Genomic DNA, 24794 nt, shown 5'->3' with positions numbered 1-24794 from the left:
TATGAGTCACTCAGAAGCTTTAAAGAACCTTTATCACTCAATTAATCCGGATGCCAAAAAAGTATATGTGGTTCCGCTCATCCGGTTCACCCATAAAAAAACCGATTACCTATACCTTCTGTACAAAGACCTGATCGAAGGCAATGATCTTAAGATCAGATCAATTAGTATTTTTGACCATTTTAAATTGATCGCGGCTATTCTTTCAAACCGAAACTCGATTCTGCACTATCATTGGTTCGAATTCCAGGATGTTAAATCATTGCTGGGAATGCCATGGAAGTTATTTTGTATCTATGTGTTTCAGAAGCTGGGTGGAACCGTGATCTGGACCATTCACAACGAGTTTCCTCACGACCGTAAATATTTAGACCTTCATCTGTACCTCCATCGCAAAATGGCTAAATGGTCAAAGGCTCTGCATGTTCATTGTAACAAAGCTGTTGATATCATGTCTAACCGGCTGATGTGTGACAGGGATAAATTTCATGTAATACCCCATCCTTCTTATCCATTGGATCCTATGGATAAGTTTGAAGCCAGGGAACTTTTAAGAACCCGGTATGCAGTTGATATCAATGATGATGAAACTGTTTTACTCATGTTTGGCAATATTAGCCGCTACAAGAGAATGGATCTTGTAGCCACACTTATTATGGAATATGACCTGAAATGTAAGTTGATGATCGTTGGTCCGGTCAAAAAAGGAAATGAAAAATTATACAAGAAATTAAGTGTGTACGAAGAATCGGATGAACGGATCAGGGTTATCCCCCATTTCGTAGAAGAAGACCGGGTAAGCTGGTTCTACTCAGCATCTGACATTGCCGTATTCAATTATAGAGAGATCCTTTCATCGGGGAGTTATCACATGGCTCTTGCTTTTCAAAAAACGATCATAGCTCCAAATATTGGATGTTTGTCTGAGGAATCAGGTAAACCCAATGTTCATTTATTTAATGATCAAAATGAGTTGAAGGAATTTATCAGTTCTCACATTTCTCAAAATTTTACAGATGGCAAAGCTTAAGGAACATGCTTTGTGGATCATATCCGGTGATATACTTGGCCGGGGTATGTCTTTTCTTGCCTCAATTTATCTGGCAAGGGTTTTAGGGGCTGAATACTATGGTTTGATCCTGTTTGGGATATCATTACTTGGCTATGCAAACTGGTTTTCGGATATGGGATTGTATCAGATCGGTTCAAGGGAAAAAGCCAAGCCCCCGGAAAAACGAATCTACAGGATCATTGAGATATTTAACTTAAGGCTCATACTTGGTGTTGCTGTATTAATGGTATCGGCACTGTTATTGTATGTAATCGACTTTGATACGGAACAAAAACAGGTGTTACTTGGCTTCCTGATCTCACTGATCCCCTATATGTTTCTTATGGAGTGGTTCTATGCCGGTAAGCAGGATTTTGGCAAGATAACTCTCTCTAAAACAATTCAGGGAAGTGTGTACTTAGGTTTGATAGTTTTGATGGTACATTCTTCAAATGAGATACACCTGGCTCCCCTATTTTACACTTCCGGTATTATGTTAGCTACCATCATTCTTGGAGTATTTGCCATCAGCGACAAACCATTTTCGTTGCCATCAAGAGGAAGTCAGATCTATCCTGACCTTTTTAAAAGCAGTGCTGTCATAGGTTTGGGGCAGTTATCTTCTCAGGTCATTCAATTACTTCCACCGATACTCATAGGTTTATTTATGACCTTTGAGATGGCAGGTGTATACGGTGTAGCCTTTAAAGTGGTCATACTTGTCATGATCATTGATCGGGTGTTTGTACAACTACTTTTACCAAATCTGGCTTCAGCCTGGGTTAGTTCAAAAGGTGAAACTAATACCAAAATTCAAATGACCTACCGGATCGCTGTGTGTACGGGCTCCGTCGTTGCCCTTTTCACAGCACTCAGTTCCGAACAGCTCATAACCTGGCTGTTTGGGGATGCTTATATGGAATCCATTTACTTATTGAAGATCCTCTCTTTGTTTATTGGGTTTACCTTTATCAACAGTTTATTTTCATTCGGACTTATTGCCACTAATCATGACACAGAATACTTTAAAGCAACGGTTTTTGGAGGATCGATTTCTGCTGTTCTACTTATTTTAGCCTCTTATTTGGGGAATTTAACTACGGTAACCGTCACTGTTGTCATATCTGAGGTGATCATTACAGGTTTTACATACCAGCAATTTATGCAGGTGTTTAGAGGCCGTTATTTGAGACCGTTTAGTATAGTTGTAACACTAACAGTTACTCTTTATTTCATTTTTGAGATCATCCCCATTCCTGCATTGGTCTCGGGTGTAATCGCTTCAACCATACTGGTATTGGCACTTATCCGAATCAATGTGTTAACTACAGATGATATAAACTGGATAAAATCTAAGGTTCTGACTTGAAGCGTTCACTTTGCATAGGAATATTAAAACTGACTCCCACATGGAAAGCCTTACTAGATCAGATCGGGGTCTGTTATGATGAAGTAAAACCGGAACGGCTTAATATTCAAACCTATAGTGCGGTTATTGTAAATAGATCTGTCAACGGAGATCATTCTCCACAGATCCGGGAGTATTTGAAAAGCGGAGGTAACGTCGTACTCATCAATGATGATCATGGTTTTTTCCCCGATAAATCCTTCAGTAAGATCTTTTCAAAACGACTTCGATCTGATCTAAACCTGAATGGATTTCAGCATATACCCCATTTAGACCTCTTTACCACGATAAAAACAACCGGTAAAGCCACTCTTTCCGATGCTCTGAGGTTTAAAAAGGTAATGAAGGGTAATGTAGTGTTCATGGGTTTTGATCCTGCAGAACGCTTATTTGATCACAGATATATACGGAAATCATTCCCATCTCATTTCGGTCAAGATCCGGATGAGATCGTCAGCAGAGTTTCCAAAGGAAGGGTTTCAGATCTTTTTCTTCAGGTTTTAAAGGAAATTCATTTTAGCTCACACCTTCCGTTTATTCGTAAATGGACCTCTCCAAAGGAAAAGCCCGTATTCTGTTTCAGAATAGATTCCGATTATGGTGATCAAATCCAAATGGATAAAGTGTATCGGCTTTTGAGAAAACATCATCTTAAAGCCACCTGGTTTTTACATGTTCAGGCTCATGAAGACTGGCTTAGTCACTTTAGTGAATACAAAGATCAGGAGATCGCATTGCACGGATACAGGCACGGTACAGGGCGTTCAAAGAAAAAGGTTCAGGAGAACATCTCAAAAGGACTGAATAAGCTTAATGATTCCGGTTTTGAGGTGACCGGATTTTGCGCTCCCTACGGTATTTATAACGTGGCTTTGGAGGAATCACTAAAACAATTTGATTTCACCTATACATCTGAATTTACCTATGCTTATGATTCACTGCCCATGATTACCCCAATTGATAGCCTTCAAATTCCGATTCACCCTATTTGCACGGGGAGTCTGAATCGAAAAGGGTATTCAACTGATGAAATGAAAGCGTATTTTCTTGATATGATGGATCAAAAGTTACGCACTTACGAACCGGTGATCTTTTACCACCACCCTATGCAAGCCGGTTTAAAACTATTTGATACAGTATTCGGAGAAGCAAATAAAAGGTCTCTTACCAATCTGACATTCAGGGAATTCTCTGAATTCTGGAAGAAAAGAGACAAGACTACTTTTAGGGCATCCTTTGATGGTCAATCCGGCCAAATAGAAAAAATATCAGACACCTCAACCCTGTTTGAAGTTTCTTTCCGTCATGGAGATTCACAATTGATAAAAGGGGAAAATTCTGTTTTTGTTCCCACAAATAAACCTACGATCCAATATGAATATCCGGAACGGAATAACGCGATGATTTCATCAACAAGCTTTATCCAAAAGCTGAAATTACTTAAAACTTCCATACTGGATTTTAGAAACAGGGAGCGCTTATGAAAGTTGGATTTGTTGCCCCAATGAGTATTTCAGTCGTTCATGGTGGTGTCAGAACGCAGGCAGAGATGACCATTAAACATCTTAGCTCATTAGGTGTTGAACCGGTAATGATCGCTCCCTGGGAAAAACTGGATGTAAACGATCTGGATCTTATTCACGTATTTGGTGCCACTGCAGAAAATTCAGGAATCCTCCGACATCTATCAAATTCGGATGCTCCCGTGGTACTTTCCCCTATTCTCTACTCAAACCGTAGCACATCGGTAATAAACCTTTCAATTAAAGCTGAGAAACTGTTTTCGATCTTGGGAAGTGGTATCAGGTCTGAATTTGGCCTTAAAGCCGGGTTATGTGAAATGGCAGATCTGATACTTCCAAATACTTTTAATGAAGGACGTTTGATCGAACAGGGTTTTGGCATTCGATCCTCGAAAATAAAAATGGTCCCAAACGGAGTTGAAAAACGATTTTCAACCGCTGACAAAAGCTTATTTATTGAGACATATGGTTTACTGGATTTTGTGCTTTTTGCCGGTCAGGTCAGTGCAGAACGAAAGAATGTGATCGGATTAATAAAAGCCGCTGAAGAATTAAACGCCGAAGTTGTAATTATTGGCTCATTTGATAACAGTGCTTACAGCCAAAAGTGTTTACAATTGGCCGGACAAGCCGGGAATATTACCCTGATCAATACACTGGACCATGATTCTAAACTTTTATCATCTGCCTATGCAGCGGCAAAAGTATTTGTTCTGCCCTCTTACTTTGAGACCCCCGGAATTGCTGCGTTAGAAGCCGGTTTAGCCGGTGCCAACATTGCGATCACTAAACACGGAGGAACCCAAGAATATTTTGGTAACCATGCCAGTTTTATGGATCCCAAATCAACTGTATCTATTGTCAAAGCCATAAATAATGCTTTATCTGCCAAAACTAATTCCAAGCTTAAAGAACATATTCTGCAGAATTATACCTGGGAAACGGTAGCTCAGAAAACCTATAACCTGTATCGGGAGCTCCTGAAATGAAAAAGATATTGATCGTTTTTGGAACGCGTCCTGAGATCATAAAATTGGCTCCATTGATCCATGAACTAAAGGATGCCACAGACTTAACAACTCTACACACCGGTCAACATAAGGAGTTGGCCGAACCCTTATTCGAGCTTTTTAATTTTGTGCCAGATATAGACTTAAAGATCATGAAAGAGAGTCAGGATCTGTTTGATCTCACGACCAAACTTTTGCCACGGCTTAAAGCTGCCATGATCGATGTAAAACCTGATTATGTTATCGTTCAGGGTGATACAACCTCTTCTTATCTTGCGGCTCTTTCCGCATTTTATTTACAAATTCCTGTAATGCATGTGGAAGCAGGACTTAGAAGTCATTCCATTCATGAACCATTCCCTGAAGAATTTAATCGCAGACAGATCTCAGGTATTGCAAGTGTTCATTTTGCTGCCACACAGTTAAATAAACAAAATTTGATGCGTGAAGGGGTGAACGAAGATCGTATTCTTGTGACAGGTAATACCGTTGTTGATGCCCTGTATTCCATTCTAAATCTTTCGCAGCATAACGAGGAGGCTATTAATAAATTAATAGATCAAACCTCGAAAGGCAGAACGGCTTTGATCACAGTTCACAGAAGGGAAAATCATGGAAAACCCTTCAGGAATATCCTAAAAGCTGTCGAACAGTTACTTGAGTTATATACTGACCTAAATATCCTGATGCCGGTTCACCCAAACCCTAATGTTCAGAATACCATAAGTGAATACGGATTAAATAACTCCCGTTTTATAACCATCCCTCCTGTAAGATACGATCAGTTTATCAAGCTCATTCAGCATACCGGTTTTATCCTTACAGATTCAGGAGGCTTACAAGAGGAAAGTGCAGCTCTGGGGAAAAAAGTGTTTGTCTTAAGACACAAAACAGAAAGGCAGGAACTCTTAGAATCGGGTCTTGGTGAACTTACAGGAACTGATACAGAGCAGATCGTTAACAGAGTTACCAAATTTCTAAATTCAGATCGAAAAACTAAGAAGAATAGAATTTATGGGGATGGTACAGCCGCACAGAAGATCCGGGATTTTATATTAGATCAACTGTAATCCTGAAACTCATCCGTTCCTTCAGGACCATAGTCATCCGTAAAGAACTGGATGGCCCCAATGGTAATTCCTTTGAGTACAAATATCGTAAACACGATCATCAGTCCGTATTCTTTAAAAGCAAGGATCAGGATCAGGTATGTGATAAATAAAATAAAGGTTCCTCTTTGTTCACGGATCGTATATCGATCAAATCTCGGAATTTTATCAAATGGTAGCGTGCTCACCATTAAAAATGATATGACTACAATGATCGGGATGAGGGCTGAATTTACACCGTTCTCAAGAAATGAAAACAACTCTAACGAATCTTTGAACGTCAGAAAGAAGGCTCCTAAAATGATGGCTTGTGCAGGAATGGGTAAGCCTATAAAAAACCCCTGAGACGGTTGTAAGCGGGCATTTACATTAAAGCGCGCCAACCGTACAGCTCCGCATAACGGTGGCAATGCACTCACGATGATCCCAACAAAACCTAGTTCGTGTAAACTCCAGCTATAGATCAAAAACCCGGGGGCCACCCCAAAGGAGACCATATCACTGATAGAATCAAGTTCAATACCAAAATCACTGGTGGCGTTTGCCAGCCGCGCCATCAATCCGTCAAAAACATCAAATAGTCCGGCCAAAGCAATTAGCCATGCTCCCAGTACATAATCTTCATTGGAAATGGATATGATAGCCAGGAAGCCGCTGAAGAGATTCATCAGGGTAAAGAAACTCGGAACTGCAATACGTTTATTTACAGGAGGCTTTATTTCTTTACGTCGCTTTTGTCGCTGTTTGAATGAGTGATATTTCTTTTGGATCGGATATTTCATGATTCAATAATTCCGAGTACTGATTCTCCGGCAATGGTTTTGTCTCCTTCCCTAACCTGAACGGTTACGTTACCCGGAACTACGACATCCATTCGGGAACCAAATTTCATGATACCAAAACGATCGCCGGCAATAAGCTCATCACCTTCTTTAATATTATACACTATACGTCGTGCAAGAAAGCCGGTGATCTGCCTGAAAAAGATCCTGGTGTTTGATGGATGCAGAACTCCAAAATCAGCTCTTTCGTTAAGTTCAGAGGCATGTTCTGTCCACGCCATTAGATACTCGCCCGGATGATATTTTACGTATTCAAGATTACCGGAAACGGGATTTCTGTTAACATGAACATTTAACGGGGAAAGAAAAATACTGATCTGTGTCGCCTTTCCTCCAATATAAACGTCTTCTTCGATCTCTTTCACAAACACGATCTTACCATCAGCCGGTGAGATGATCAGGTTTTCTCCGGAAGGTGTTACCCGATCGGGATCCCGAAAGAAAAAGATGGTCAAGGCTGTCAGGCCAAAAAATAGGATATACAAGATGGTCGCTATCCATTGCGGTAAGTAATAGCCGGCAAAACCGCTAATTAATACCGAGACGAGTAAGACAAATCCAATAGTACCGTAACCTTCTTTAGAGATCATATTTTAGAGTCCGAAGTACCTGAATGCATCGTTAAACATAACAAAAATGAAGAGGCCAATCATAAGGAAAAAGCCGATCTGTTGTGCAACCATGCGTACTTTTTCAGACGGTTCTCTTCTGGTTATTCCTTCGTAAAGCAGAAAAACAAGATGACCTCCGTCCAAAGCAGGGATCGGTAAAATATTCAGAATGGCAAGGGTGATGCTCAATAAAGCTGTGATGTTCCAGAAACCGATCCAACCGGCCTGATCGGTAGCTTCCCGCGTAATGTTGGCAATGGCAATGGGACCACCCAGATTTTGGGTAACAGAAATATCTCCGGTCAACATTCTGGCAAAGCCCTGAAGAATTCCGGTGGTTTGTTCCATAGTTTGATTGTAACCCTCTCCTATAGATTCAAAGAACCCATACTCAATTCTTTCGAATCCCAATGATTGTGGGTTTGGTGAAGCGATCCCAATAGTCTTGCTTTCCTGATCGGGCATGATCGATGCATAAAACAAAGAGTCGCCCCTCATTACACCAAAATTAATGGTTGTATCTGCTTCCTGTATTATTTCTACCAGTTGTACCCAATAGTTTACGGATTCACCATCGGCAGATACAATCTTGTCACCTGCTTTGAGTCCGGCTTCAGCAGCTGGTCTTCCGGCAGGGACTGATGAGATCTCACTTGGCAGCATATAACTGATGTCCAGAAATCCACGGGTTTGAAGGCTGTCTAAATAATTTGGAGTAACCGGTACGTTAACATTCTGACCATCACGCTGTACCGTATAGTTAAGGTTGTCAGACGTCAACTCAGAGGCTGATACGAGATCACTGAAATAAGTAACTTTTTTACCATTTACCCCAATGATCTTATCTCCTGTCTCAAACCCAATTTCATTCAATATAGATGTTTCAGGCACATAAATTCCCTGAGATTCCTGTATTGGCAGTACGGCTTTACCATTAGAATAGGTCATCCCAAAATAAATAAAGAAAGCCAGAATCATGTTAAAGATCACACCGGCTGTAATAGTAATGATACGTTGCCATACGGGTTTGCTTCGGTATTCCCAATCTTCCGGTTCTTTTTCCAGATGATCAGTATCCATACTTTCATCGATCATGCCTGAGATCTTCACATAACCGCCTAATGGTGTGGCTCCAATACAATAATCGGTATCTCCTTTTTGAAAGCCCCAAACTCTGGGTGGAAAACCGATCGAGAAGCGCTCAACTCTCATGCCGAATAATTTAGCCGCTAAAAAATGGCCCAACTCATGTACAAAAACGAGGATCATAATAGCCCCGCCGAAAATGAGTAATGTATTTAGTAAACTTAAAAACCAGTCCATGTAATTTATTTAAATATTGATGCTGCGAATGCTCGCGTTTCTTTGTCTATATCTTTAATACTTTCAAGACTCAAACTATCATTCAAATCTATTTTCGCCAAACTTTGTTTCACGATTTTTGGGATTTGAATATAACCAATTTCTTCATTCAAAAATCTCTCAACCGCTACCTCATTGGCGGCATTCAATACGGCAGGAGCAAACCCTCCCATCTGGATACTTTCCATGGCTAATTGAACACAGGGGAATTTGTCAAAATCAACCGGTTCAAACCTAAGATCCTGAAATTCAGACCAATTCATCCTCGGAGTATCTAAAGGTAACCTATCCGGGTAGCCAAGGGCGTAAGTGATCGGCACTTTCATGTCTGGCAGTCCGAGCTGTGCTTTACTTGAACCGTCTTTGAACGTAATGATCGAGTGAATGATGCTTTGTGGGTGTATGACAGGCTCTATATCCTCAACAGGAACACTGAATAGCCAGTGCGCTTCAATGATCTCAAGTCCTTTATTCATCATGGTTGATGAATCTATGGTGATCTTGTCTCCCATCGACCAGTTTGGATGATCAAGAGCCTCCTTTAACGTTACATTTTGTAATTGATCAGAAGTATGTTCTCTAAATGGCCCACCACTCGCTGTGATGATGATCTTTTCAATGTCAGATACCTTTTCACCAGCCAAACATTGAAGCATGGCACTGTGTTCAGAATCAACAGGGATCAGTTCCCCCTTGGAATGTTTTAATGCCTCCATGATGATCTGCCCGCCAACTACCAAGGATTCCTTATTAGCTAAAGCAACTTTTTTATTGGCTTGAATTGCCTTCAATGTAGATTCAAAACCGGCGAAACCTACCAGGCTATTCAGTATAATATCTGCCTCACCAAGAGTGGCCAGTGCCGTCAAATGTTCAACACCGCTTATGATCTTAACGGAGGATGAAACGTGATTCCGAAGATCAGAATAATACTCAGGGTTGCAGATCAATGCATATTTGGGAGAAAATTCCTGAACTTGATGTGATAACAGTTTCCAGTTAGAATGAGCCGATAAAGCTACTATTTCAAACCGTTGTGGATGTTGCCGAACCACTTCAAGAGCCTGCGTACCAATAGATCCGGTAGAACCCAGAATAACTAATTTTTTCTTTTCCACTCTTAGAGATGAATATGATTCAGTTAAAATTATCTTTATGAACGGCGTTCAAGGTAATAAATGACAGCTCAAAACCCCATTTCTTTTGCGACTTCAAACATTTGTGCGTGTGCCGTAACTGTCTCATTCAATGTTGGGGCATAACCACCTGAAAGTAACAGAGTGATCGGTTTATTCCATTGTTTAACCGTTTCCAAGACTATACGATCTCTTTCCCGTAAACCGGACAATGTCAACGACAATCGGCCAAAGTGGTCTCTTTCAAGAGGATCGATCCCTCCAAGATAAAACACTAGGTCCGGTTCAAATTCGATCCTGATCCTATCCAAGGCATCTATTAATGCGGTTTGATAATCGCGATCTCCGGTTTTATCCGGGAGACCTATATCCAAATTAGAAGGTGGTTTCTTAAACGGATAATTATTTTGCCCGTGTATAGAAAATGTGTACACCGATTCATCATGTTCAAATATGTGAGCTGTTCCATTCCCCTGATGCACATCACAATCTATCACCAATACTTTATTCACCCACATGGATTGCTGCAATACACGAATAGCAACAGCCACATCATTGTAAACACAAAAGCCTTCTCCGTGGTCAGGCATGGAATGATGAGTGCCTCCTGCCAGGTTTCCCGATAAACCATCCTGTAATGCCATTAATCCGGCATTGATGGTCCCTTGGACAGCCAGTCTGGAACGTACGGCCAGGGATTTACTCCAGGGCAGTCCCATCCTTCTGATCTCCTTTCTGTCCAGTTCACCAGTCCAGACTGCGTTTGCATACCGATCGGAATGAACCGTGATCAAACTTGGAAATTCAACTAACGAAGGTGTTATTACGTCTTTCTCTTGTACTATGTTATGACTAGTCAGGTAGCTATGCAGGCCACTGAATTTTTTCATGGGAAACACATGGTCATCAGGTATATCCGCTACGTAATACGGGCTGTAACTTACTCTCAACTTAACTTTCCTGATCGAGTTTGATCAAAGCCATCATTCTTCCACTCTTCTCTTTCTGACGTCGATACGAATACAGATCTTCGTTATCTATCGTACACTTCTGGTGTACTTCAATATTCTCTACAGGAACGCCTTCGTTAATTAGCTGATCTTTTAAAAATAAACTCAGATCTACATGTGGCTTCTCATAAGACGAATAGTCCACATATTGTGATGGAAATTGTTGGGCAACTTCCGGGCCTACCTCAAAATTCTTGAGAGATATACATGGACTGATAAAAGCTTTTATATGTGTTGGGTCAGCGCCAAGGTCTTTCATTTTATCTAATACCTTGATACAAATGTTACCCGCAGCTCCTCTCCAACCGGCATGAGCCGCACCAATAACCCGGTTTTTACTGTCTCCCAAAAGAATGGCTGCACAATCTGCTACCTGAATTGCCAGAACCAGATTACCTTTATTAGTAACCATACCATCCGTATCAGGGTACTCACCCCCAACATTTACTTTTTCAATGTGAGTTTTATGAACCTGTTTGGCATAGGCTAACTGTTGGCTATCAATTCCCAGTTCTCTCATCAGTAGTTTTCGGTTTTGAGCCACAACTTCCTGCAATTCGTCAGTATTTAAACCAAGATTAAGCCCTGCGATTTTATGATCTGAGTTAATGTTCTCTTGGTTTCTTAGAGTAAACCAACTGGAAATACCCACTCCATTCAATTGATTGGGTCGAATAAATTCAATCTGGGTAGACTTCATCTAATTTCATTTTTACCAGACCGAGCGGGAATTCCTGTCCGGTCCATAGTTTAAATGACTTAGCGGCCTGATGGATCAACATATCCAGTCCGCCAACCGGGATACCATCTACTTTTTTTGCTTGTTTTAAAAATGTGGTTTCCTGAGGATTATAAACAACATCGTAACAAATTTTACCCGATAACATTTCAATTTGGTCACTCTTAACCGGAGATGCTTCTGTATTTGGAGTCATACCCAATGGTGTTGCGTTGATTATAATGGAGGCATCCTCAGCGTAAGCCGTCCAGTTATCATAATTACACATAGTCACAGAACCTGAAGGATCATATTGGCCCGGCCTTCTGGAAACCATAACTATTTCATCCACCCCCATGTCTTTAAGAGCATAACAAATAGCTTTAGTGGCTCCACCGGTTCCAAAGATCACCGCACGCTCTCCATAAAGTTCATCTGCATATTCCTCAATGGGAACCCGGAATCCGTATTCATCGGTATTCTCACCAATTATTTTACCATCCCGTTTTACGATCGTGTTGATCGCCTCGATCTGTGCGGCTTCCATACCCAAAGTATCCATGGCTTCAAACATGGTTTCCTTATAGGGTATGGTCACATTAGCGCCAAGGAACTCCAGTTTGTTAAAATGGGAAATAAGGCTTGGTATCTCACTTTGTCTGACCCCAACGGCATGATATTCGGCCTTAAGTCCATGATGCTGAAGGGCTGTATTATGCATCAAAGGTGACACACTGTGACTGATGGGACTTCCAATTAACAAATAATGCGGGTATTGGCTCGATTCAGAAGCCAGGAATTCACTGAAATTCATGATAATGATCTATTGACAAAAAAAATGCGCATCGGTTAGGATGCGCACTTAACAAATAATAGTAATTGAATCTGCTTACGCAGTAACTTCTTCTTTCTCTTCGTCTGACTCAATTGGAGTCTCTTTGAAAGTACCGCCTTCAGCCAATTCCTTAAATTTCTTAAGGTCTTTAGCTAATTGAGCCGGTGAATCTTCAATAAAAGAAGCTAGTTCTTCCTCAGGCTCCCCGAAAAATGTTCGGTAGTCTAATGAAAACTCAACACGAGTTCGCTCTCCATTATCAAGCGGAGTGAAGCGAATGGTTCCGGTTTGGTTCAGATTACCACTGATGGTGATCCATGCAAAACGGGTGTTGCGTAGATTGTCAATGAGGTTAGTGGTCCAATTGTACTCTTCGTCCCCAATCATTGTTTTGTACTCAAAAGTTTGCGAGTTAATTCGCTCAACTTTATCGATGCGTTCCAGAAACTTAGGAAAATCAACTGGGTTACTTAAGAGTTCGTAGACTTTGGCAAGAGGTAGATCAATTTCGATTCTTTCGTGCGCCATAATTTAATACTTGGTAGTTATGATCGTTAGAATTGTATTCTTTTGATGAACTGGTTGTCATGGAAAAAGGCAGGACTCATCCAGATTGTTCCAAATTTACGGATAATATGACTAAGCCTCAATTATCCAGAGGTATAAAAATCTATTTTCTTTAACTTTTTTATGATAAAATGTCTTTTCTTGGAAAGATTTTGCTTTTACCCTACTCACTTTTCCAACCTCTTCTCAAGAATACTTACGATATCCTCATGTATAGCCTGAATATCCTGACCGGCATCTATTGCTTTGAACCGTTCCTCCGTTTTTGACAAGTGTTCAAATCCTTCAAACACATTTTGGAAGAAGCTATCTCCGGAAAGCTCCATACGGTCCTTCTCAAATTGCCTGGTTCGTTCAGCTGCTTCTTTAAGACTCAGACGAAGGTAAAAGGTTAGATCCGGTACGAGCTGGTGAGTAGCCACTTTATTGATCTGCTTGATCTGTTCTATCGGAATACTCTTCCTGCCAAACCCCTGATAGGCTGTAGTGGAATCAAAGAACCTGTCAAGTATTACTATGACATCTTTTTTGAGTAATGGCAGTAATTTTTCGGCCACCAGTTGTGAACGGGCCGCTGAGAATAACAATAGTTCAGTTACGGGATCGATATCTATTTCCGGGTTAAGCAGCATACCTCTTATCATTTCAGATACATCCGTACCACCGGGTTCTCTGAAAACATTAACCTTGTAACCTTTATCATTTAAATATTTTTGCAGCAGATCGATCTGAGTAGATTTACCGCTTCCATCTATGCCTTCAAATGTTATTAACATGTTGTTATTTGATTGGGAGACATTCTCCCGGTTTTAAGTTTCTCAATTCATCAATGCACAAACACAGGCCGTATTTACAATATCTTCCCAGCTGCAACCTCTCGAAAGATCCATCATTGGTTTGGCAAGTCCCTGAATGACAGGACCGGTCGCCGTAGCACCTGCAAGTCGCTCAGTGATCTTATAACTGATATTACCGGCATCCAGGTTAGGAAAGATAAACACATTCGCTTGTCCTGCCACCTCAGATCCAGGAGCTTTTCGATTTCCAATTGCCGGAACCGTAGCGGCATCGAACTGAAGCTCTCCATCTATCGGGAAAGAAAGATCATGGGTCTTGACGAGCTCTAAAGCATTTCTAACCAAATCGATCCGTTCGTGTTCTGCACTACCCTTCGTTGAAAATGAAAGCATGGCAACTTTAGGTTCATTACCCGTTACCTTCTCATGGGTTTGAGCCGAATCAATAGCTATGGTAGCCAGCTGCTTTTCATTAGGGTATGGCACAACTGCACAATCACCGTACGTGTAAACCCTGCCATCTTCAAAGCTCATAATAAACACACTTGAGACAACATTAGACCCTTTTTTTAACCCTATGGTCTGAATAGCTGCCCGCAATACATCTCCGGTCGTGGACACTGACCCGGCCACGGCACCATCGGCATCACCATTTGCAAGCATGGAGGCTGCAAAGAATAATGGATCTTTAACGATCTCCATACTTTCAGCCTCGGTTATTCCTTTATGTTTTCTTCTTTCGTAAAACAAAGAGGCGTAGGTGCTCAATCTTTTATCAGAAACCGGATCAACTGCTTCGAGGTCTTTGGGAATGTCACCTTCCTCATTCCTTATCAGAATGGGGTGTGCCAGATTGTTATTTTTAAGAAATTCAGCCGCTTTGATCACACGCTCATCTGAAGAACGCGGTAATACGATTCTTTTTGGGGATCGAGACGCTCTTTCTCTTATGTCTTGTATAAAACTCATTATCCTATCAATAAAATGATTGAAATTACTGCAGCAGCTAATCCTGACCACTGCTTTACGGTTGGTTTATCTTTCCAGATCCATACACCGATCAATGTGCCTAAAATAACCAACGATACATTAACAATTGGAAATACCACTGAACCCGGCATCAATTTAAGGGCATATATCAGAAAAATAGAGGAATATAGATTTACAATTCCAGTAGCTATACCATACCCAATCTCTTTAAAGGTAAAATGAAGTTTACCCCTTTTTATCAAAATCCCCATACCGGTTAGGAAAGATATGATGAAAATACCGGACACAAAGAGTTCCTCTGAAAGTTGAGTTGAAAACAGCCTTTCATAGACCTTTAAACTTGAATCTGCAGCACCGGTCATCAAAAAGATCAGCACAGGCAGCCAGGCATCTGATATACCGGATATACTCTTAGTTTTGATCTTTGGCACCATTAAAAGCAAGGCGCCTAAAGCTATTACAATCCCCAGATACCGTACCGAGGCTAATTCCTCATTAAATACAAACAAACTCACCGCGATCGGGAATATAAGCGACATACGCATAGCAGCAATACTTACCCCCATGCCAACTCGGTCAATTGAACGACTGTAGGCCACCAGGTTACCTATGAAGATCAATCCGAGGATCACCATCATCCCTCCGATCACAAAACCGTGATCGGTTACATTAAGGCTAACGTTTTCAAATTCGGCAGAATTGAAGATGCTTATGAGTGAACCGGCCAGGTAATTTATAACAAGGATATTCATCACTCTCATCCTGTTGTTTTCAGCAACTTTGAGGATCTGAGCTATGGCAAGAGAACAGCTTACACTAAAAAAAATATACAGGAATCCCATCAATCAACTAACTGAAGGTCATTTTTCCCAATGAGTACCGGATCCTGAGGGCGATCATAAATACTTCGGGAGCGAAATGGCACGTTTCTCTGAAGGTGATCAAAGATCTGATCCAGACCAGTTTTCCGTTGCTTTAAGGCCTCGGCAAGATAATAGGTGAAAATACTATGCCGATTCTTTTCACCGGTTGATGAAGTAAAGATACCTGAACGCTGATCTGTTTGTGATGAAAAGATAACCGCAGACCTTGAGATCGTATTTACCAAACCTGAAACCACAGATTGATATCTCAAATTTGATTTATCGGATTCCACGATATCAAGATCAACTATTCCAATAACCTGCTCAACCTCTGATCCTGATATTTGATCAAAAAGAGATGTTAGGTTGATCAGGACATTATTTTCTTCGCTATGGTTCACACCTGCCAGATATAATTTTCCATCCTGAATAATACCGTACCCATTGATGTAGACCAGCACTTTATTCCGATTAGTGTCGACCAAATTAGTTAACCGGTTAGCCGCAGAATTGAGCTGTTCAGCTGAATCTATGTTAGAACTTTTGATAATATTATTTGATCGGATACCAAATCCCTGTTTGAAGTATTCTTCCATCAATTCACTGTCCCGATCACCATAGGTTCTTTCGCTTAAACTACCGGAATATTGATCATTTGAGATGATCAGTGCCGCAGTATTAGTTGATAGATCTCCTAATTCCGGTATATCCCTTTCAACATCTATTGAGCCAAAGGGTATATTCGGGATCGTTACAACGGTGAGATCAGAGGAAAATTCAGATGGTCTCCAGATGGTATAAACATCATTTGCTGAGATCCATGTTTCTGATATCCCATACATTACTTTAAACCAATCCCCTTCCCTCTCAACCATTTTAAGTTGACTACCCTCTGCCAGATCTGTTAGTACATTATCTGTATTCACTTCTGCGGCATTTCTGAGTGGAGTGATTTCAGAATTAACAACGACAAACTGCTCAAAAACAGATGAAACCGGAGTGGTTGTAACCGTTTTTAATGTATCATATTCAACTGTGATCCTGATCTCGTGTTCAGGTTCTTCTCCAAACAGATCCGCGTCAAGTTCATCCGCAAGATTGACCGATATATTATTGTCATTGAATGCATAAGTTTTGTTTTGTATCAAAAGGCTGTCACCATATGCAATGGTGACTTTGGGCAACTCATCAGTATATGGTAACGTCTCAATGGTGTCTGCAACCATAGTAGTACCGGTCTTACGTAAAAGCCTGGTCTCTCCCGTTTTGGTAGGTTCATCTACCGGTTTCATATTCAGAAAAGATAAACCTGAAAGCAGCGTACCGGCCCCTATCAAAGAATATCTCTGCAGATCAGAAGGTTGCTGTAGCAACTGATCAGAAAAGGCCGCATAGTAGGAAAGACCGGCACCGGCTAAGCCAAGCATGACGTATCCAACACGAGGCCGGTATCTTTGAATATACCTTTCTGTTTTGATCCGTTGTGCATACTCATACGTGTTGATAGCCATCAGGTCTGCATCAAATATGGGGGCCTGAGGGGTTATCACATCATTAGGATCCAAAAAGAACTCTGAGTCTATCAGTTCATAATCACTGATATCCATGGCATCTTCTTCAATAACTACCCAGCTGGTGCTCGAACACGAAACGAAAAAAATCGCTGCAGTTATCAAAAACAAAACAGACTTCACCCTGCTTCCAATAGGACTTTTATTAAAAGTCCGGGCAGTGTTTTTGATCCATTTTGTATAGTTTAGGCCCATGGAGTTTGTTTGGATGCTGTTGCAATTTTGGCCGCATCAATAGCGATAACCAATTCCTCATTGGTTGGAATAACGTGCACTTCTGTGTCTGAATCTTCAGTTGTGATCAGGGTTGATTCACCGCGATCCTTATTCTTGTTCAGATCCAGTTGAACACCTGCAAAGTCCATGTCTTCCATGATCTTTTCACGTATAGGGGCTGCGTTCTCTCCAATACCACCTGTAAAGATGATCGCATCCACCCCATTCAGAGCTGCAATGTACGAACCTATGTATTTGCGTACCCTGTAACAAAACACGTCAACGGCTTCAATGCACCTGCGGTCGCCATTTTCAGCCTCTTCAAGAAGGTCACGCATATCGGCAGCATATCCGCTCAACCCAAGCAGACCACTGTGTTTGTTCAACAGAGCGTGCACATTGGCCAGAGATAGCTCTTCTTTTTCGATCAGATAAAACAGGATAGATGGATCAATATCACCGCTTCGGGTTCCCATAACGAGACCTTCAAGTGGCGAAAATCCCATACTGGTGTCGTAGGATTGACCATCTTTGATAGCAGTGACAGAACACCCATTACCCAAATGACAGGTTATGATCTTTGAGCCTTCTTTTTTTCTTTGTGTCTCTTTGAAATACTTTCGGCTTACGTAATAGTGAGATGTTCCATGAAACCCATATTTCCTGATCTTATATCGTCTGTACAAACGATTTGGTATGCCGTATAAAAAGGCATGCTTAGGTATGGAATGATGAAAAGCGGTATCGAACACAGCCACATGGGGAACGTTCGGTAAATGTTTTTTGGCAGCCCTGATTCCATCCAGATTTGGTGGATTGTGTAAAGGGGCAATGTCAAATGCCTGTTGAATGGCTTCTTCCACATCTTCATCAATGAGTACAGAATCCTTGAATGTCTCACCTCCATGAACCACCCGGTGGCCCACGGCTTCAATTTCATCAAGGGACTGAAGGTGATCATTATCTGCCTCGACCAATAATTCCATAACGGTCTTTAGAGCGGAGGCATGATTTTCAATGACCATCGTCTTTTTGAATGGCTTCTCCCCTTTGAATTCTTGTTTGATGATTGACGTTACAGCTCCAATTCGTTCAACCAACCCCTTACAAAGACAATCCTGACTTTCGGTATTAATGAGCTGATATTTTATTGAAGAGCTACCACAATTAATGACTAAAATTTTCATGAGTGAGTTAAAATGATATTACGGCTCCGATTCCTATCAAATTGCGAAATTTAAAATGCTTTTCTGTACCCATTGGTTCAGATAACCACAATGGAATTTCATAACGGATGGCTACACCTCGGTCTTTACCGAGATAATCCGGGATGTTTATTGAAAATTGTAATCCAACCCCGGCATCAGCGATCCATATTGGGTTCTCGCCCATTGGTAGTGTGATGGTTTCTTCTTTATCAAATGTGCGGCCAACATCACCAAACAGGTATGATCTGAGTTCAATAAAATCCCCAACTATGGTTCCATCCAGTTTTTTATTTATGAAATTCGGAAACTCAAATTCAGTGTTGATCGAGGCAATTGAATTATACTGAGGGGTTCCACCGGCACTGAGGATCTCAAAGTCGTGCCGGGTATAGCCTCTCAGATTGGGACCACTGGCGAAACTGATCAACCCATCACTCAGCCAGGTTTCTTTTAAGGTACCCTTAGCACGAGAAATTCCACTATTCAACCATTCCATAGGTAGCCCAAAACTGTATCCAAACAAATATTCAGGAGCCCCATTGTCTGTTACATATCCCCCAAAACCACGCAGCCTGAGCTTAAATAGATCGTTAAAGAAAATCTGCTCAGTGACCTCCAAAGTCCCGACTGTGAAATAATTCGATGCCTCATTTACATTTTGGAGCAAGGTTAACTGCAGATCGAATTTTTGTTTTTCCCACTTTTCACTGATCCAAAGATCCAAATTGACCATTGATTTCCAATCATTCTGCCATAACTGAGGATACGGCCGGTAAACCAGGTCTATCATCCTTTCCTGACTGAAACCAAGGGATAACTCCTTGAATTTCAATTCATCGAATCCGGGTTGCCAGCGCTTATTAAATGAAATTTGGTGGTAACTGTATCCGGTTCTTACCGTTGAGATCAGTTGAACATTGCCTTCGTTTGCAAAAGATGTAATTGAAGGGATCGGTTCAGTGAATGAAAAATAATATGAAACAGGATCTTCAGGAAGTGCGGTTCCCAGCCAAACTCCGGCTTCCATTCTGTGAGGGCCACTTCTGAATTCCCCTTCCATGTTGCCCGCCATTCTGATCCCAAGTCTTACACCATCAACAGAGTTGTACCAGGCATCCGGTGCAAAATTTAATTCATAGGAATCTGATTGAGCTTTCAGCCCCATTGGTATTAACAGCAGAAGTATAAAAAATATCAGATTTCTATGATCCACTCTGGAAGAATTTCTTGGATGTCGTTGGTTAAGATCTCATCAACGAGTTTTATCAATCGTTGTTGCTCAGGCCATTTCAGATATTCAGCTGCATCATTGGCTGAAATCCATTTAAAATCGGTATGCTCATCGTCCAGGTCAATTTGGGCACTCTCGGGAATTTGAGCAGCAAACGCAGGGATTGCGTGGATCATATCAGTCTTATGTTCATAAAACTGATTTACTGAAGGTATGGTCCAGAATTTCGCTGGTTTCAGTCCGGTTTCTTCCCTGAGTTCTCTTAAACCGGCCTGCCAGCTGGTTTCTTCAGGTTTGATCTTCCCTCCGATCATCCGCCATTGCCCGGCATAGATCTTCCTGGATGACCGCATGAAGACAAGGAATTGAACCTTGCCCTCAACAAGCCTGTAAGGATAGACATCGATGAGTTTTTTCATCTTCTTGTGAGTTATCAGTCGATCTCAATTTTTAGTATTTCCAGTTCCAGCTTACCTGCGGGTACATCAACTTCAACTACTTCACCTTGTTCCCTGCCAAGCAGTGCCTTCCCAATCGGAGATTCAATGGAGATCTTTCCCGCGGCAAAATCAGCTTCATTCGGAGATACGATCGTGTACTTCATCTCTTTATTCATTTTTTTGTTGAGAATAGTAACCGTTGTAAGAACCCGAACCTTTGACAGATCCAGGTCTTTTTTATCTAAAACCCGTGCATTGGCAAGTGCATCCTCAAGTTTGGTAATTCTGTCCTCCAAATGACCCTGTGCTTCTTTGGCTGCATCATATTCGGCATTTTCACTAAGGTCACCTTTAGCTCGGGCTTCAGCGATCTCTTCAGCGATCTCCCTGCGACCTCTGGTTTTAAGGTCTTTTAACTCAGCATCAAGTTTATCATAGCCTTCTTGAGTCAAATATTGAACTTTACTCATAATCTCTTTTATTAATCGGTTTCTAAAAATAAAAAAAGCAACCTACCGGCGGCAGGTGGCTTTTACTTTCATTTGCATTATGCCTTAAAATAAGAGCTTAATTGATGGATTTCCATCTCTGTTTTTATAAACAGCTATTCCTGTAAATCATTTTCAAAATAAGCGTTTAGTTATGATATTTGGGACCAAGAATTTTATTAAATGAATCATTGATGTTTGGAGTAGCACCGGAAATCCTGTTTGTATATGGCCTCATCCTGCTGGCAGTAGTATTATTTGTTAACAAACGGATCTCATTTGATATCACTTCCCTGATCCTGTTAGCCATTCTGGTCGTATCAGGAATTCTTACCCCCAAAGAAGGCCTCTCAGGATTCAGCAACCCTGCTACCGTTACTATAGCCTGTATGTTCGTTTTGAGCGAGGGCCTCAGAAAAACGGGAGCACTCGATATCGTTGGGGATTTTTTTTACCGGCTCAGTAAACTCAACTTCCAGATCGCCATTCTGATCATCATGTTAGTGGTTGGAGTGATCTCAGCCTTCATAAACAACACGGCAGCCGTAGCCATTTTTATTCCTGTGATCATTGGGTTGTCAAAAGATCTTAACCAAAGTGCCTCCAGGCTTTTGATGCCGATGTCCTTTGCAGCTATGTTCGGTGGTGTATTTACATTGATAGGAACCTCAACAAACCTGTTGGTTGATTCAATTGCCAGAGATAATGATATGGCCGGTTTCTCTATATTCGAATTTGCACCGGTGGCCGCAATATTTTTTGTAACCGGTTTCATTTACCTGTTTACAGTAGGTATTAAATTAATTCCTGAGCGGCGAAAGGATCAGTCACTGACAGATACTTTTGACATGCAAAGCTACCTGACTGATGTGGTTCTTCAACCCAATTCTGAGTTTGTCGGTACTCCCTTAAAAAATACCGAACTCATCAAAGACCTGGATCTTGATATAGTTGAAGTTTTTGATGCAAAGATGCGATCTAAACCTGACAGGCAAACTATCACACTTGAAGCAAACGATGTGCTCAGGATCCGTGGAAGCGTAAAAGAATTGAACAAATTGCTGAACCGGGAAGATGTTTTGATAAAACCAACCAAAGGCTGGGCAGATCAGGATTTTGAACTTGGGAATGCTCAACTTGTAGAAGCTGTGGTAGCGCCTGAATCCTCTTATGAAGGCAAAAAACTAGATCAGCTTGGATTATATCATCAGTTTGAAGGCATTGTATTGGCAATTCGCCAAAAAGGTAAAGTTGAACAAGAGCATTTGTCAGATATTCGATTGCGAAGTGGTACTTCGTTGCTGATCTATGTTAAGAAAGAACGGGTAAACGATATAAAAACCTCGGAAGAGTTTGTATTGGCTACAGAGATCAACCTTCCGGATCACAACACCTCTAAGATTCCGATCGCTATTGCGATCATTGCCGGGGTTGTTGGATTTGCAGCATTTGGGGTGTTACCGATCGTTGCCACTGCTATATGTGGTGTGATCCTAATGATACTGACCGGTTGTTTAGCAAATGAAGAAGCCTACCAATCTATTAACTGGAAAGTGATTTTTCTGTTAGCAGGTGTCCTCCCCCTGGGGATCGCCATGCAAAAAACCGGAGCCGCACAATTAATGGTTGATGGTGTGGTCACTCATTTTGAATCTCTTGGCCCAACAGCAGTCCTCTCTGCCTTCTTCTTTTTATCTATGATGCTCACAAACTTGATCTCAAATCAGGCAACGGCTGCACTCCTTGCTCCGATTGCCATTGAGGCTGCATCAACTATTGGAGTAGATGCCACACCATTTTTAATAGCCGTCACTATGGCAGCCTCTTTAAGTTTCATGACCCCTATTGGCTACCAGACCAATACAATGATCTTTGGCCCGGGTCAATATAAATTCACTGATTTCGCGAAAGTTGGCACTCCACTCAACATTCTTTTCTGGATTATTGGTACCTTTGCGATCCCGTATTTCTGGCCATTTTAAAACGACAAATGCACAACTTTCTGTTTAAATATTTACCCATTCTGGAAGTACTCAGAAATTATGATCTGTCAAAATTTAAAGCTGATCTGATCTCAGGCTCAACGGTTGGGGTTGTTCTTATACCTCAGGGAATGGCCTATGCTGTAATTGCAGGGCTGCCCCCGATCTATGGACTATATGCCGGACTGATCCCATTATTTGTGTATCCATTTTTTGGAACCTCCAGACACATTTCAATTGGACCTGTTGCCATAGATATGTTGATTCTTGCTGCCGGCCTCGGGTTTTTAGTAGGAAGTGATTCAACCGAAAAAGTCACTTTTGCCATCCTTATAGCTGTCATGACCGGTACCTTTCAGGTTTTGATGGGATTTATGAAGCTTGGTTTTGTTTTCAACTTATTCTCCCGGCCGGTCATTTCCGGATTCACCATTGCCGCTCCTGTTATTATAATAGCCAGCCAAATGGGAACACTGCTCAATATAGATGTACAGAACTCACAATTCATTCATGTAATGATCATGGATGTTTGGGACCAACTCGGTAATATTCATTTTCCATCATTTGGTCTGTCAGTGTTCTTTATTCTCTTTCTGTTACTTATGAGAAAGTATTATGCTAAACTGCCTGAGTCAGTCATTCTCGTAACTATTACCATCATTGTGGTTTCATTTATAAGTATCTCCCAATGGGGGATTGATCAAGTTGGGGCCATACCGGTTGGCTTGCCGGAATTTGCCCTGCCAAAATTCGATATGGAATCGATCAGGAAGATAGCATCGAATGCATTTACCCTGGCCCTTATACAATTCATGACAGTGGCTTCATTATCCAAATCATTTGCCAGAAAACATGGTTACACGGTCAATCCTAATCAGGAGCTAATTGCTGTGGGTGCCAGTAACATTGCCGGAAGTTTATTTCAATCCCTGCCGGTTTCTTCCAGTTTTACCCGCTCTGCCATTGCCGAACAAGCCGGAGCAAAAACCTCACTGAACAATGTGTTTGCAGGAATATTGATCCTGTTTACGCTGCTTTTTCTAACGCCTTTATTTGAGATCTTACCTGAACCTTTACTGGGTGCCATCATAGTAGTATCAGTAAGTGGACTCATTGATATCAAAGAGCTTAAATTCCTAGTCAATACTAAACGCAGAGATGCACTCGTGGCATTGATCACTTTCATAAGTGTCTTGGCGATTGGTATTCAGGAAGGTATCATAATTGGTTTGGTTTCATCCGTTCTGGCATTACTCCTAAAGATGAGTAAACCAACCGTTGCTGAACTTGGACTGATGCCAGAAACACGTGATTTTAAGAACAAAGAACGATTTTCTGAGGTTAAAACCATTCCCGGCATTTTAATTCTTAGAGTGGATGCCCCCTTCTCTTTCGTTAATGCGGAGTTCTTCAAAAACTATATACTTGAAAAAAGCATGAACGGATCTGAGGCACCCAAATACGTGATCATTGATGGAACCACAATTGGTGACCTTGATATTTCGGCTATGGATTCTTTGTTAATGATTATCGAAACGCTCAACAAACAAGGAATTGAACTATACATTTCAGGCTTGATCGGACCGGTTCGGGATGTGATCCGAAAGTCTGATATCAGCACCTTTGTTAAATCAAATCGGTTCCACAATACGGTTCATGACGGAGTGAAAGCAGCTCTCAAAAAACTTGATTCGGAAGATGGAGGTCATCGACTGGAAGAATACAACAAGTTTTGTGCCTGACCTGCAAACTTCTGTTACTACTTTAATTTTTAAAGGTTCGTTTTAAAAATTGAGGCATTCATTTCTTATCTTCGACAAAAAACA

23 protein-coding genes are annotated in these 24794 nt (G+C 41.3%); 7 read left to right on the top strand and 16 right to left on the bottom strand.

Going from position 1 to position 24794, the window contains the following annotated elements:
- The first annotated feature begins 1 nt into the window (after window position 1).
- The 5 genes from C3B73_RS01360 to wecB are packed head-to-tail and all read left to right on the top strand — an operon-like array spanning window position 2 to window position 6062.
- Window positions 2-1030, top strand: a complete 1029-nt coding sequence (locus C3B73_RS01360; protein ID WP_103663838.1) for a glycosyltransferase family protein — start codon at window positions 2-4, stop codon at window positions 1028-1030.
- Window positions 1017-2420 (top strand): oligosaccharide flippase family protein, encoded by a 1404-nt coding sequence (locus tag C3B73_RS01355; RefSeq protein WP_103663837.1) that lies wholly within the window; start codon window positions 1017-1019, stop codon window positions 2418-2420. The genes C3B73_RS01360 and C3B73_RS01355 overlap by 14 nt, the downstream gene beginning before the upstream one ends.
- Window positions 2417-3943, top strand: coding sequence for a polysaccharide deacetylase family protein (locus tag C3B73_RS01350; protein ID WP_103663836.1), 1527 nt, complete (start codon window positions 2417-2419; stop codon window positions 3941-3943). The genes C3B73_RS01355 and C3B73_RS01350 overlap by 4 nt, the downstream gene beginning before the upstream one ends.
- Entirely contained in the window at window positions 3940-4971 is a 1032-nt protein-coding gene (locus C3B73_RS01345) for a glycosyltransferase (protein ID WP_103663835.1), read from the top strand. Before C3B73_RS01350 ends, C3B73_RS01345 begins: the two co-directional genes overlap by 4 nt.
- Window positions 4968-6062, top strand: coding sequence for a non-hydrolyzing UDP-N-acetylglucosamine 2-epimerase (gene wecB / locus C3B73_RS01340; RefSeq protein ID WP_103663834.1), 1095 nt, complete (start codon window positions 4968-4970; stop codon window positions 6060-6062). The genes C3B73_RS01345 and wecB overlap by 4 nt, the downstream gene beginning before the upstream one ends.
- On the opposite strand, the gene pssA is transcribed toward wecB, so the two are convergent.
- From pssA to greA, 16 genes are all read right to left on the bottom strand, one after another.
- Window positions 6053-6883 (bottom strand): CDP-diacylglycerol--serine O-phosphatidyltransferase, encoded by an 831-nt coding sequence (gene pssA / locus C3B73_RS01335; RefSeq protein WP_103663833.1) that lies wholly within the window; start codon window positions 6881-6883, stop codon window positions 6053-6055. The genes wecB and pssA overlap by 10 nt on opposite strands.
- Window positions 6880-7533, bottom strand: a complete 654-nt coding sequence (locus C3B73_RS01330) for a phosphatidylserine decarboxylase family protein (RefSeq protein ID WP_103663832.1) — start codon at window positions 7531-7533, stop codon at window positions 6880-6882. The genes pssA and C3B73_RS01330 overlap by 4 nt, the downstream gene beginning before the upstream one ends.
- Before the next feature lie 3 nt (window positions 7534-7536).
- A complete protein-coding gene (gene rseP / locus C3B73_RS01325) occupies window positions 7537-8877 on the bottom strand; it encodes an RIP metalloprotease RseP (RefSeq protein WP_103663831.1) in 1341 nt (446 codons plus the stop codon).
- A gap of 5 nt (window positions 8878-8882) precedes the next feature.
- Window positions 8883-10034: a 1-deoxy-D-xylulose-5-phosphate reductoisomerase gene (locus tag C3B73_RS01320; protein ID WP_103663830.1), complete on the bottom strand. Its 1152-nt coding sequence runs from the start codon at window positions 10032-10034 to the stop codon at window positions 8883-8885.
- Between the two features lie 68 nt (window positions 10035-10102).
- On the bottom strand, window positions 10103-10942 hold the full coding sequence (locus tag C3B73_RS01315; protein WP_103663925.1) for a histone deacetylase family protein: 840 nt from the start codon (window positions 10940-10942) through the stop codon (window positions 10103-10105).
- Window positions 10943-11003: 61 nt separating this feature from the next.
- Window positions 11004-11762, bottom strand: coding sequence for a peptidoglycan editing factor PgeF (gene pgeF, locus C3B73_RS01310; protein ID WP_103663829.1), 759 nt, complete (start codon window positions 11760-11762; stop codon window positions 11004-11006).
- Window positions 11743-12594, bottom strand: a complete 852-nt coding sequence (gene aroE / locus C3B73_RS01305) for a shikimate dehydrogenase (RefSeq protein ID WP_103663828.1) — start codon at window positions 12592-12594, stop codon at window positions 11743-11745. Before aroE ends, pgeF begins: the two co-directional genes overlap by 20 nt.
- 75 nt (window positions 12595-12669) lie before the next feature.
- Window positions 12670-13143: an SRPBCC family protein gene (locus C3B73_RS01300; RefSeq protein WP_103663827.1), complete on the bottom strand. Its 474-nt coding sequence runs from the start codon at window positions 13141-13143 to the stop codon at window positions 12670-12672.
- A 206-nt stretch (window positions 13144-13349) separates the two neighbouring features.
- Window positions 13350-13958: a dTMP kinase gene (gene tmk, locus C3B73_RS01295; protein WP_103663826.1), complete on the bottom strand. Its 609-nt coding sequence runs from the start codon at window positions 13956-13958 to the stop codon at window positions 13350-13352.
- Between the two features lie 42 nt (window positions 13959-14000).
- Entirely contained in the window at window positions 14001-14948 is a 948-nt protein-coding gene (pta, locus tag C3B73_RS01290) for a phosphate acetyltransferase (RefSeq protein WP_103663825.1), read from the bottom strand.
- Window positions 14948-15721 (bottom strand): EamA family transporter, encoded by a 774-nt coding sequence (locus C3B73_RS01285; RefSeq protein WP_157939385.1) that lies wholly within the window; start codon window positions 15719-15721, stop codon window positions 14948-14950. Before C3B73_RS01285 ends, pta begins: the two co-directional genes overlap by 1 nt.
- A gap of 89 nt (window positions 15722-15810) precedes the next feature.
- A complete protein-coding gene (locus C3B73_RS01280) occupies window positions 15811-17598 on the bottom strand; it encodes a caspase family protein (RefSeq protein ID WP_103663823.1) in 1788 nt (595 codons plus the stop codon).
- Complete coding sequence (locus C3B73_RS01275) at window positions 17589-18806, bottom strand: acetate/propionate family kinase (protein ID WP_103663822.1); 1218 nt, start codon at window positions 18804-18806, stop codon at window positions 17589-17591. Before C3B73_RS01275 ends, C3B73_RS01280 begins: the two co-directional genes overlap by 10 nt.
- 7 nt (window positions 18807-18813) lie before the next feature.
- Window positions 18814-20040: a hypothetical protein gene (locus C3B73_RS01270; RefSeq protein ID WP_232802908.1), complete on the bottom strand. Its 1227-nt coding sequence runs from the start codon at window positions 20038-20040 to the stop codon at window positions 18814-18816.
- Window positions 20022-20477 (bottom strand): NUDIX hydrolase, encoded by a 456-nt coding sequence (locus tag C3B73_RS01265; RefSeq protein ID WP_103663820.1) that lies wholly within the window; start codon window positions 20475-20477, stop codon window positions 20022-20024. The genes C3B73_RS01270 and C3B73_RS01265 overlap by 19 nt, the downstream gene beginning before the upstream one ends.
- A gap of 14 nt (window positions 20478-20491) precedes the next feature.
- Complete coding sequence (gene greA / locus C3B73_RS01260; protein WP_103663819.1) at window positions 20492-20968, bottom strand: transcription elongation factor GreA; 477 nt, start codon at window positions 20966-20968, stop codon at window positions 20492-20494.
- A gap of 212 nt (window positions 20969-21180) precedes the next feature.
- On the opposite strand from greA, the gene C3B73_RS01255 reads away from it, so the two are divergent.
- Both C3B73_RS01255 and C3B73_RS01250 read left to right on the top strand, forming a co-directional pair.
- Entirely contained in the window at window positions 21181-22968 is a 1788-nt protein-coding gene (locus C3B73_RS01255) for an SLC13 family permease (protein WP_103663818.1), read from the top strand.
- 8 nt (window positions 22969-22976) lie between these two features.
- Window positions 22977-24710 carry a SulP family inorganic anion transporter gene (locus C3B73_RS01250; protein ID WP_103663817.1) on the top strand — a complete coding sequence of 578 codons (1734 nt, stop codon included), beginning with the start codon at window positions 22977-22979 and terminating at the stop codon, window positions 24708-24710.
- The last annotated feature ends 84 nt before the right edge of the window (window positions 24711-24794 follow it).

This window comes from Gracilimonas amylolytica, from assembly GCF_002911695.1.
Taxonomy (GTDB): Bacteria; Bacteroidota; Rhodothermia; order Balneolales; family Balneolaceae; genus Gracilimonas; species Gracilimonas amylolytica.
This window is presented reverse-complemented; position numbering and strand designations above follow the sequence as displayed.

Coding starts and splice junctions, on each gene's coding strand:
- C3B73_RS01360 (WP_103663838.1), top strand. CDS start 2: ATGAGTCACTCAGAAGCTTTAAAGAACCTTTATCACTCAATTAATCCG.
- C3B73_RS01355 (WP_103663837.1), top strand. CDS start 1,017: ATGGCAAAGCTTAAGGAACATGCTTTGTGGATCATATCCGGTGATATA.
- C3B73_RS01345 (WP_103663835.1), top strand. CDS start 3,940: ATGAAAGTTGGATTTGTTGCCCCAATGAGTATTTCAGTCGTTCATGGT.
- wecB (WP_103663834.1), top strand. CDS start 4,968: ATGAAAAAGATATTGATCGTTTTTGGAACGCGTCCTGAGATCATAAAA.
- pssA (WP_103663833.1), bottom strand. CDS start 6,883: ATGAAATATCCGATCCAAAAGAAATATCACTCATTCAAACAGCGACAA.
- C3B73_RS01330 (WP_103663832.1), bottom strand. CDS start 7,533: ATGATCTCTAAAGAAGGTTACGGTACTATTGGATTTGTCTTACTCGTC.
- rseP (WP_103663831.1), bottom strand. CDS start 8,877: ATGGACTGGTTTTTAAGTTTACTAAATACATTACTCATTTTCGGCGGG.
- C3B73_RS01315 (WP_103663925.1), bottom strand. CDS start 10,942: ATGAAAAAATTCAGTGGCCTGCATAGCTACCTGACTAGTCATAACATA.
- pgeF (WP_103663829.1), bottom strand. CDS start 11,762: ATGAAGTCTACCCAGATTGAATTTATTCGACCCAATCAATTGAATGGA.
- aroE (WP_103663828.1), bottom strand. CDS start 12,594: ATGAATTTCAGTGAATTCCTGGCTTCTGAATCGAGCCAATACCCGCAT.
- C3B73_RS01300 (WP_103663827.1), bottom strand. CDS start 13,143: ATGGCGCACGAAAGAATCGAAATTGATCTACCTCTTGCCAAAGTCTAC.
- tmk (WP_103663826.1), bottom strand. CDS start 13,958: ATGTTAATAACATTTGAAGGCATAGATGGAAGCGGTAAATCTACTCAG.
- pta (WP_103663825.1), bottom strand. CDS start 14,948: ATGAGTTTTATACAAGACATAAGAGAAAGAGCGTCTCGATCCCCAAAA.
- C3B73_RS01285 (WP_157939385.1), bottom strand. CDS start 15,721: ATGAATATCCTTGTTATAAATTACCTGGCCGGTTCACTCATAAGCATC.
- C3B73_RS01280 (WP_103663823.1), bottom strand. CDS start 17,598: ATGGGCCTAAACTATACAAAATGGATCAAAAACACTGCCCGGACTTTT.
- C3B73_RS01275 (WP_103663822.1), bottom strand. CDS start 18,806: ATGAAAATTTTAGTCATTAATTGTGGTAGCTCTTCAATAAAATATCAG.
- C3B73_RS01265 (WP_103663820.1), bottom strand. CDS start 20,477: ATGAAAAAACTCATCGATGTCTATCCTTACAGGCTTGTTGAGGGCAAG.
- greA (WP_103663819.1), bottom strand. CDS start 20,968: ATGAGTAAAGTTCAATATTTGACTCAAGAAGGCTATGATAAACTTGAT.
- C3B73_RS01255 (WP_103663818.1), top strand. CDS start 21,181: ATGTTTGGAGTAGCACCGGAAATCCTGTTTGTATATGGCCTCATCCTG.
- C3B73_RS01250 (WP_103663817.1), top strand. CDS start 22,977: ATGCACAACTTTCTGTTTAAATATTTACCCATTCTGGAAGTACTCAGA.